Annotated in this window: 2 protein-coding genes; both read left to right on the top strand. The window is 60.4% G+C overall.

Annotated features, from left to right (window positions below):
* On the top strand, window positions 1–1,055 hold a 1,055-nt coding region (gene ppk1, locus AAC083_RS08440), incomplete at its 5' end, for a polyphosphate kinase 1 (RefSeq protein ID WP_108536311.1).
* Window positions 1,045–2,526 (top strand): exopolyphosphatase (gene ppx / locus AAC083_RS08445; protein WP_108536317.1); only part of this gene is annotated, 1,482 nt, incomplete at its 3' end. The genes ppk1 and ppx, both read left to right, overlap by 11 nt.

Genomic DNA, 2,526 nt, shown 5'->3' on the forward strand with positions numbered 1-2,526 from the left:
ATATTCTGCTCTACTACCCGTATCACAAGTTCCACCACTTCACCGAGCTGGTGCGCCAGGCGGCGTTCGATCCGGCAGTGAGCGCCATTCGCATCAATATCTATCGGGTCGCCAAGAAGTCGCGCATCATCCACTCCCTCATCGATGCCGCCAACAACGGCAAGAAGGTGACCGTGGTGGTCGAGCTGCGCGCCCGTTTCGACGAGGCGGCCAACATCGACTGGGCCAACATTCTCACCGATGCCGGAGTCAAGGTGGTGTTCGGGGTGCCGAGCCTCAAGATCCACTCCAAGCTCTGCCTCATCACTCGCCACGAACATGGCGAGGCGGTGCGCTACGCCCATATCGGTACCGGCAACTTCAACGAGAAGACGGCGAAGATCTACACCGACTTCTCCCTGCTGACCCGCCACCCGGACATCACCGCCGAGGTGGAGGGCGTGTTCGAATACATCGAGTACCCCTATCGGCGCTACAAGTTCAACCACCTGCTGGTCTCCCCCATCAACAGCCGCCGTCAGCTCTATCGACTCATCGATAACGAGCTCTCCAACGCCAAGGCGGGCCAACCCAGCGGCATCACCCTCAAGATCAACAATCTGGTGGACAAGGATCTCATCAACCGGCTCTATGCCGCCGGCCAGGCCGGGGTGCCGATCCAGATGATCATCCGTGGTATGTGCGCCCTGCGCCCGGGTGTGCCGGGCCTCAGTGACAACATCAAGGTGATCAGCATCATAGACCGCTTCCTCGAGCACCCCCGGGTCATGGTGTTCCACAACAAGGGCAACCCCCAGCTCTATATCTCCAGCGCCGACTGGATGAGCCGCAACATCGACGGCAGGATCGAGGTGGGAACCCCCATCTATGATGAGCGCCTCAAGCAGCGCATCATGGACATTCTCGAACTACAACTGAGTGATACCTGCAAGGCACGGGTGATCGATGCCGACCAGCAAAACGCGTATGTGAAGCGGGGCAACCGCCGCAAGATCCGCTCTCAGGTGGCGATTTACGACTATCTCAAACGTATCGAGTCAAACAATGGACAATAGTCTCTATGCCGCCGTGGATCTCGGCTCCAACAGTTTTCACATGGTGATCGCCCACCTGAGCGAAGGACGCTTTCGCATCGTCGATCGCATCAAGGAGCGGGTCCGTCTGGCCGAAGGGATGGATGAGCAGAAACGGATGAGCCCGGAGGCGATGGCCCGCGGCCTCACCTGCCTGTCGCTGTTTGCCGAGCGCCTCACCAATATCAAGCCGGATCAGATCCGCATTGCCGGTACCTATACCCTGCGCCGCGCCAGCAACGCGCGCGAATTCGTGAGCGAGGCAGCCAAGGTGCTCAACCACCCCATCGAAATTATCAGTGGTCAGGAAGAGGCGCGCCTCATCTATCAGGGCGTTGCCCATACCCAGCATATCGAAGGCCAGGTGCTGGTGGTGGATATCGGCGGTGGCAGCACTGAGCTCATCATAGGGGAAGGCTTCGATCACAAGGCCCTCACCAGCCGCAAGATGGGCTGTGTCAGCTTGACCCAGCGCTTCTTTGCCAACGGCAAGCTGAACGAAAAGGCCTTCCACGGCGCCGTGCTGGAGACCCAGCATCAGCTCGCCCCCATCATCAACCAGTATCGCAAGCTGGGCTGGCAGAGTTGCCTTGGCAGCTCCGGCTCGATTCGAGCCGTGCGCGACGTGCTGCAAGGAGAAGGCTGGACCGATGGCGCCATCACGCTGGCGGGGCTGGAGCGGCTAAAGCAGGAGATGCTCGACCACAAGCGGGTCGATCAGTTGAAGCTCGCTGGCCTGACCGAGGAGCGCAAGGGGGTGTTTGCCGCCGCGGTGACCATACTGCTTGGGCTTTTTACCTCCCTGCCCATTGAACGGATGGAGTATTCGGACGGTGCCCTGCGCGAAGGGCTGCTGTATGAATTCGAGGAGCGCTTGCAGCACCACGACATTCGCGAGCGTACCGCGCTGGCCCTCTCCACCCACTATCACATCGACAAGCGCCAGGCCAACCGGGTCGAGCAGAGTGTGTTGGCCCTGTTCGATGCCCTTAGCGGCCCCTGGCAAATGCCGGAGGAGCCCTATCGCGCGATCCTCGGCTGGGCGGCGCGACTGCACGAGATTGGGCTGGTCATCAACTACAGCGGCATCCAGCGCCACTCCGCTTATATATTGCAGAACACGGATCTGCCCGGCTTCACCCAGGACGATCAGGCCCTGCTGGCAGCCCTGGTACGGTTTCAGCGCAAGGGGCTCAAGCTCTCCGAGCTCCCTCCCCTGCCCAACCATGACACGCAAACTGTGCTGCGTTGCATTCGTATCCTGCGCCTCGCCGTGGCGGCGCACCACAGGCGTCAGGACAATTTGTTGCCAAAATGGAACGTGCAAGCAGCCGAAGATCAGCTGGTGGTCACCCTGCCGATCGATTGGTGCGACGAGAACCGCCTGCTGATGCAGAACCTGGAGAAAGAGCACCGTTATTGCCAGGAGCAAGGCTGGCCGCTGCTGTTTCAG

Source organism: Aeromonas sp. HMWF014, from assembly GCF_963878295.1.
In the GTDB taxonomy this organism is placed as follows: Bacteria; Pseudomonadota; Gammaproteobacteria; order Enterobacterales; family Aeromonadaceae; genus Aeromonas; species Aeromonas popoffii.